Source organism: Mesorhizobium sp. M0618, assembly GCF_040320765.1.
Lineage (GTDB): Bacteria > Pseudomonadota > Alphaproteobacteria > Rhizobiales > Rhizobiaceae > Mesorhizobium.
Genome location: NZ_JAMYQH010000066.1, coordinates 1 through 6,306, shown reverse-complemented (window position 1 = coordinate 6,306; position 6,306 = coordinate 1). Strand labels below are relative to the sequence as shown.

Sequence of the window (6,306 nt, the reverse complement as noted above, 5' to 3'; positions counted from 1 at the left end):
CGGGGGTGGGGGCCGCCATCCTCTCCGCCGGGCCCCGCGCTCGTGTCGCTATCTCCGTACGCGTCGTCGGCCACTTTCTCGGTCCCGGGGCCGGGGCTGCGCTTTGCGCCGCCGGGCGCTTCCGCGGCATGCGGCTTGGCAGGCGGAACAAAGGTCGCGTTGGCATCGCTGGTGGAGGTACGCGCGCCAAGCTCGATCCAGGCATGAAGGTCATCGATGTCGTAGAGGACACGCCCGCCGACCTTGCGGTATTTTGGGCCGGTGCCGTAGGTCCGGTGCTTTTCAAGGGTGCGAGCGCAAAGGCCGACGATTGGCGCCGCTTCCTTCGTTCGCAGGTATTTTTGGGGCGCGTCCGCGGGACCCTTCGACATCGCTCGATCTCCGTTCGGTTTTGCTGTCGTCCTGGCCTGCCGGGACGCGCGAAACGGACGATGGTCGAAATGAGGAAAAGCGAGGGAGGGCAAACATCGGGTGATGTGTTTTTGCTACCCCTGCTAAGAAGGGGTTCAGCGGTCGGATTTTCGGCTGCGGCTGTGTGGATAGAAGAGAAGGTCGCGGTAGCCGCCGGCCACAAGGCTATCCGCGCGTCGCAGGATCGCCCGAACCTTGTGCCGGAGATGATGATCGCGCCAGTCTCGAGGCGCGATCGACTCTCGTGACAAAAGCACCTCCGCAATCTCGCGGTAGGTGGCGCCTGCGCGACGGGCGTCATGAGCACGCAGGTTGAGAGTGTGCCTCGTCTTCGCTTGCTTCGGCAGCGCACCGTAGGCCGAGCCTGATGGTCGGCCGTTCAGCGCCCGCCAGAACCGGCGCGCTGCATCGAGCCGTGTCTCGAATGCCGCATCAAGTGGCAGGACGATGGCGTTGAATTCGGTCGCGCCGCTGCGAATGTCAGTGACGAGATTGTTTGTTCCGATCGATGCCGGCCAAAGAATATGAAGCTCGTCTGCTTTCCAAACGGTGGCGCTGCTGAGTTTGGAGAGTTGCACAGTCTGATGGGAAGGGCTGACTGACGAACGGGTTTGCGTAACCCGGAGCACGCGCGGCGAGGCCTGCTCCGCCCAGACGATGTTCTCAGCTAACGGAAGTCCGCCACCGGTGACTATGAAATCGCGCGCCCCAACGAGCGATGAAGTCGGGCGGACCAACAGGTTCTACGGAACCTGGGAGATGTGAGGAAAGCTGTCCGCACTCGGCCATGAAGGCGTCGTTCCGGATCAGATACTCGGCAGCGAACTCTGCTGGCTCGTAGCCTTGCATGAGCGCGTAGGCCGCTGGATCGGTCCAATCACCTTGCAATGTGCCAAGTCCTCTCCCACTGGCCGCATTCGTCGGCGGGCTTCGGAACCAGCATCTGGGGCGATAGGAACATTGGGTAGTTGGAGAGTCAGCAAACCCCTGTGCTGATTCAGCAAAGCACGGCGAACTACAGAAGCCGCTTAGTGCGGGGCACCGCCCGCCAGGAGATATCGATAGCCGTTCGTCGTCATCCACCGGGCGCGGGCTAGATGCGTCTCCCACGACCTGAATGCGCGTTCCGGTTCTTGCTCAGGATCGATATGTAGAACGATCTTGGCGACCTCACGCCAATCCGCATCTTCGGCCGCGGCGTCGAGCAGGCGGATATAGGTGAGCAATCGCTCCTCGTCATAGCCGGTCAGGATTGGCGCATCCGGGGCGACGTCGGCGACATCGGGATCGAGGAGTGGTTTAAGCACGGCACACCAAAAGTCGTGGAAGCACAAGTGGCTGCATTCACCAGATAACCGGATTTTCTGGTTATCTGGATTTCCATTTAATTGATCTGCCGGCTTCGTCAAGGACCGGCAGCGAATGCAAAAGACACTTCGGTCGCCAAGACATTTGCGACTCATCCAATTGATCGTGGACAAGCGCAAAGCTGCAGGCTTGAGCCAGGCCGACTTGGCAAAAGCAATCGATCGATACCAATCAGTAGTCGCAGCCATCGAGTCGGGAGGGCGGCGCTTGGACGTGATCGAGTTCCTCGATCTGGCTGAAACGATAGGCTTCGATCCCCATGATATTCTAAATGAGGTGACAACAGTTCCGAGTATGCCCGCCAGAAAGCGCTAGCAGTCGATCTGCTCAAGGGGCGAAATCAGACCTCTGAAATCCAAAACGAACTTCTTGTTGCCGTGCTCAATTGGCAGCAGTCGGATCGCGAGCCGGGCAGAGCCCGGCGAGCGGCCGCCGTGTTTCAAACAGGCGCACGCGCCCCGATGATCTAGTCGGGCGGATATCCTTGATGACGGTCTCGTTGATACGGCGGACCTGATAGGCCGCGCGGCGAGACGCTCGCTGCGCGGCCTATCGTTTCCTCATGCCGCCTTTTCCAACAGGGCCTTCGCCCTGCCTTCGAGCTCCAATCGGCGATCCTGATGCGCCTTGCTACGCGCATGCGCGGTCATGCCCTGGACGAAATCGAAGATGCTTTCGGGCGGGCGGCCTTCCTCCTGCAACACGGTGTCGATGATCTTGCCCGTTTCGCTCTTGGAAAAACCGCGCTTGCGCAGGAAGCTTTCGCGGTCTTCGTCGCTACGGGCGACGATCTGCTCGCGGGCAGCCTTGATGCCGGCGATGAACGGCGCGGGGCTTGAGTTCGCAAAGCTCGTCAAAGCGGGTGCTGCCTCATGAGCAAAACGAAGTGCTGCGAACTTCGAATGCCGGATGCTAATTTCTTCAAACCCTTCCACGCCCCACAGATTGCGGTTCATGCAAACGGCTCGGAGATAAAAACTCGCAATGCCCAGCGTCTTGCTGCCGACTTCCGAATTCCAACAATAGAAGCCGCGAAAATACAAATCCGGTTCGCCATTCGGAAGACGTCCGGCTTCGATCGGATGCGTGTCATCCACCAGAAACAGGAACACGTCGCGGTCGCTGGCGTAAAGCGTGGTGGTGTCCTTTGTGATGTCCACGAAAGGATTGTGGGTCATCGTCGCCCAATCAAGAACGCCCGGCACCTTCCACATGGTGTCGCCGGTTCCGTTGCCCGCTATCTTCATGACGGCGGCGACAAGCTCGTGATCCCAGATTCGGCCATAGTCCGGACCAGTGACGGCGCGAAGCTCAATGCGTCCGTCCTCTGTTTCCAGGGTCTTCATCAACTCCGCCCGATGGCTCAAAAGGCCATGCTGCAAATTGATGCCGGCCAGAGGCGCAGGAAGCTGGCGCATGTAGGTCGCCGGTGCGCTGACAAGGCTGCAAAGCTGGCCAAAACTCCAATGCGTGGGCGCAATCGGTTGCTCCTGTCCGGGGACGATAAGCGAAAGCCGCTCTGCATTGTCGCGGGTAGCTTCGACGCGAACCGCACGGCTCTCGACGGTGCGGGCGGTAGCGCGGTCCGCTTTCTGCTTCACGGCATCAAAAAGCTCGGTAAGGCTCAAATAGCGCTCGTCATCGGGACGCGAAAACCATTCCGAGGAAACTCGCCCGATCCGCTCGCCGCGCGTGACGTCGACGCGGAAGCCGCTGGAAGCCGCCTGCTGCTGGCTGTTGCTCTTGCTCTTGATGATGGTGGTCATGTTCATTTCGTTCACTCCTTTTCCGTCAATGCCGAAGGCATGTCCCCTGGCATGCCTTCCGGGGGCGCGTGAGCGCGCGGGAGTGATGGGGGCCAATGTCGGCGCGCGGAGCCGGGCTGCACGGTCGAGCGGGGCGGATTGAGATTGGTAGCGAGGATTCCGGCAGTCGGCCGCTTTGCGAGCCGGCGGCCCTGCTCTGCACAGGCGGCAATGGCGGGGAAGCGAGGGGAAGTCCCTCGCTTCCCAACGGATCGACAAGGTTATCCGCAGTCGATCAGAACGATGAAAGCGAAGCTTACTCTTATAATGTTGGAACGAGATGTGGATTTTACACAGAAAAGCACTATTTGTCGTCGGCGGCATGGGGAATCAAACTCGCTAAACGCGTCCGATACAATAAGAGGAAAACTGTATGACCACTGCTACCGAACAACTCAGCCAATCGGATACCGTGTCGATAGCGGCCGACATTGTCGCCGCCTATGTGTCGAACAATCCCCTGCCGGTCGGCGAGTTGCCGAAACTGATCGGCGATATCCATGCCGCTCTGCAAGGGCTCGGCACGCCTGTGACGGAACCTGCGGCTAAGCAGGAACCGGCAGTATCGGTGAGGAAGTCGGTGACGCCAGACTTCATCATCTGCCTGGAGGACGGGAAGAAGTTCAAATCGCTAAAGCGCCATATCGGAGTTCATTACAATCTGAGCCCCGAGGATTATCGCCAGAAATGGAACCTGCCATCCGACTATCCGATGGTGGCGCCGAACTACGCGGCAACCCGCTCGGCCCTGGCGAAATCAATAGGGCTCGGGCGCAAGGCGACGACGCTTGCACCAGCCGCGGCAGAGAAACCAAAGCGAGCCGCTCAAGCCGCAGCGGCGACAATCACCCCGACGGCGGTTAAGTCGCCGGCGAAGAAAGCAAGGAAGGCATCCGCCAAGGCCTAGCATGCTGCACCTGGCAACGGTGCCATGGTATGGCGAACCTGAACACGGAGAAGCCCCGCCGTACGGCGAGGCTTCGTTTTGTGGGCCGGATCACTCGGCGGCGCGGCGGGACCAGATGAGCGAGAAATCGCCCTCGGTGTCGGTCTCGACCAGGCTCGCGTATATCGGAGCGGGGAAGCTTGGATCGTCGAGCTTGACGGAGTGGTAGTCGCGGCCCTCGCGTGAAGTCTTCTTCCATGCCGCCCCGAACTCGGTGGCGCCGGCGAAGATGCGGAAGTCCGGACCCTTTTCATTTTCGCCATCTGCCGGAGAGAACGTCACCGTCTTGACGTTGAGGTTGAGGGTCTTGACCGAACCGGAGAAGCCGTTGGCGGTGCGGGAGAAAGTGCCGATCGTAGCCATTGTGGTGGTTCCTTCTGTTTTTCTCGGGCCGCGCCCATCGCGGCCTCGATGGTGGTCTTGAGACCGGAGACGATCGTTCCGCACCCCGAAGGGGCTGAAACAAAGTGGAGGACGACGGCGCGAGGCTTTCTTGAACCGCGAGGAATGGACGCGCAGCGGCCAGGGGAAGAAAACGCAGCGACGTCGTTGCGGGAAGACGATCGAGACTGAGTGCAGCGAAGGCGATCTTCGGTCAGACCCAATCCATTCGAGGACGCGATGGGCGTGGCTTGGAAAGAGTACGCGGAAGGAACCCACGGTGGCTAAGATCGGTCACGGCCATTGTCGCTTGCGCCGCTACGCTTTCTATTTCGGTCAAAGACGCTACCTCAAGCGCCAGGGCGGTGTTGGTCCTACTCCAACCGGTGAAGAAGGAACGTCCGATTTTCCTAATCTTTGGGCTGGATCGCCATCGCGTTCGGGGCGGCTCCGAAGGCGACCAATTGATTGCGCAGGGCAGCGAGTTCCAAGCCGCCAAATGCCGTGACGATTTCCTGTCTCACGTCGATTCGATGCAAGTCTGATTTGAGATCGAAGGCGAGGATAGCCGCGTCACACTTGATCCTCCACCGCATGACCGAATGATCCCGCTGCGGTCACGCCTCACGCACGGTGAGGCATTGCTGGGAAAGGGTCGCCTCCACGCCGGGCGTCTGATGCCGAGGTGATGCGCTGCGTGACTTCGCGATAAGAGTGGTGGAAATTCCCGGTTCGAGCGTTGGTTTGCACCGGATTCCGTTCCTTGACGCGATGACAGTGTGGAATTGCCTGTGCCATAAGGCCAATCGTTGAACCAACTCACAAGGGATGGAAACGATGGCTGTAAACACGATCGATATTGCCGAACGCCTTGCAGACGCGCACGGCCTGTCGAAAACCCAAGCGAAATCCGTGGTCGAGGATGTGTTGAAGGGCATTGCGGAAGCCGCTGCCAAGGGCGAGGAAATCAGCCTCAATGGCTTCGGCAAGTTCAAGGTACAGAACAAACCAGCACGTGATGGCCGCAATCCGTCGACTGGCGCCACGATCAAGATCGCCGCATCGAAGAAGATCGTCTTCCAGCCGGCAAAGGCTCTCAAGGACTCGGTGAACGGCTGATCATTTAATGACGACACATCTCGTCTGATGGTAACGCGCTGTCCTGTTGGGCGATGGTGTCTCATGCCAAGATCATCAGCTTCTCATTGCTGCCGTTCTTAGGTCGAGGTCCCCGGGGCCCCGGCACCGGGCGGCCGGCGAAAAATAAACACAAAAACCAGCCGCCCCCCCCCGCCCCCGCCCGCCCCCCCCCCCTCCCACCCCCCCCCCCCCCGCCGGCGCCCCCCCCCCCCCCCCCCCCCCCCCCCCCCCCCCCCCCCCCCCCCCCCCCGAATG

Annotated in this window: 9 protein-coding genes and 1 pseudogene; 3 read left to right on the top strand and 7 right to left on the bottom strand. The window is 60.4% G+C overall.

All coding sequences use genetic code 11. The features are described 5' to 3' along the window. Positions 1-113: 113 nt before the first annotated feature. From NKJ04_RS33420 to NKJ04_RS33405, 4 genes and pseudogenes are all read right to left on the bottom strand, one after another. Positions 114-371 (bottom strand): annotated as a pseudogene (locus tag NKJ04_RS33420) (helix-turn-helix transcriptional regulator); the annotation flags it as partial. Between the two features lie 135 nt (positions 372-506). Beyond that, positions 507-1,148 (bottom strand): DUF2285 domain-containing protein, encoded by a 642-nt coding sequence (locus NKJ04_RS33415; RefSeq protein ID WP_352680091.1) that lies wholly within the window; start codon positions 1,146-1,148, stop codon positions 507-509. Further along, the gene (locus NKJ04_RS33410) at positions 1,075-1,260 is read right to left on the bottom strand and encodes a transcriptional regulator domain-containing protein (RefSeq protein WP_352680094.1); all 186 of its coding nucleotides are present in this window, start codon (positions 1,258-1,260) and stop codon (positions 1,075-1,077) included. The genes NKJ04_RS33415 and NKJ04_RS33410 overlap by 74 nt, the downstream gene beginning before the upstream one ends. A 179-nt stretch (positions 1,261-1,439) precedes the next feature. Further along, positions 1,440-1,718, bottom strand: a complete 279-nt coding sequence (locus NKJ04_RS33405; RefSeq protein WP_023807811.1) for a DNA -binding domain-containing protein — start codon at positions 1,716-1,718, stop codon at positions 1,440-1,442. A 115-nt stretch (positions 1,719-1,833) separates the two neighbouring features. On the opposite strand from NKJ04_RS33405, the gene NKJ04_RS33400 reads away from it, so the two are divergent. Next, complete coding sequence (locus tag NKJ04_RS33400) at positions 1,834-2,094, top strand: helix-turn-helix domain-containing protein (protein WP_352680089.1); 261 nt, start codon at positions 1,834-1,836, stop codon at positions 2,092-2,094. A gap of 245 nt (positions 2,095-2,339) precedes the next feature. Here the strand turns inward: NKJ04_RS33400 and NKJ04_RS33395 are convergent, their stop codons facing one another. Further along, positions 2,340-3,545 (bottom strand): DUF932 domain-containing protein, encoded by a 1,206-nt coding sequence (locus NKJ04_RS33395; RefSeq protein ID WP_502898006.1) that lies wholly within the window; start codon positions 3,543-3,545, stop codon positions 2,340-2,342. A gap of 412 nt (positions 3,546-3,957) precedes the next feature. On the opposite strand from NKJ04_RS33395, the gene NKJ04_RS33390 reads away from it, so the two are divergent. Continuing rightward, positions 3,958-4,491, top strand: a complete 534-nt coding sequence (locus tag NKJ04_RS33390; protein ID WP_352680087.1) for a Ros/MucR family transcriptional regulator — start codon at positions 3,958-3,960, stop codon at positions 4,489-4,491. 90 nt (positions 4,492-4,581) lie between these two features. Here NKJ04_RS33390 and NKJ04_RS33385 read toward each other — a convergent pair whose 3' ends face one another. Both NKJ04_RS33385 and NKJ04_RS33380 read right to left on the bottom strand, forming a co-directional pair. Beyond that, complete coding sequence (locus tag NKJ04_RS33385; protein ID WP_352680085.1) at positions 4,582-4,893, bottom strand: DUF736 domain-containing protein; 312 nt, start codon at positions 4,891-4,893, stop codon at positions 4,582-4,584. 428 nt (positions 4,894-5,321) lie between these two features. After that, positions 5,322-5,507, bottom strand: a complete 186-nt coding sequence (locus NKJ04_RS33380) for a hypothetical protein (protein ID WP_352680083.1) — start codon at positions 5,505-5,507, stop codon at positions 5,322-5,324. 241 nt (positions 5,508-5,748) lie between these two features. Between NKJ04_RS33380 and NKJ04_RS33375 the strand changes: the two genes are divergently transcribed. Continuing rightward, the gene (locus tag NKJ04_RS33375) at positions 5,749-6,030 is read left to right on the top strand and encodes an HU family DNA-binding protein (RefSeq protein ID WP_095089546.1); all 282 of its coding nucleotides are present in this window, start codon (positions 5,749-5,751) and stop codon (positions 6,028-6,030) included. The last annotated feature ends 276 nt before the right edge of the window (positions 6,031-6,306 follow it).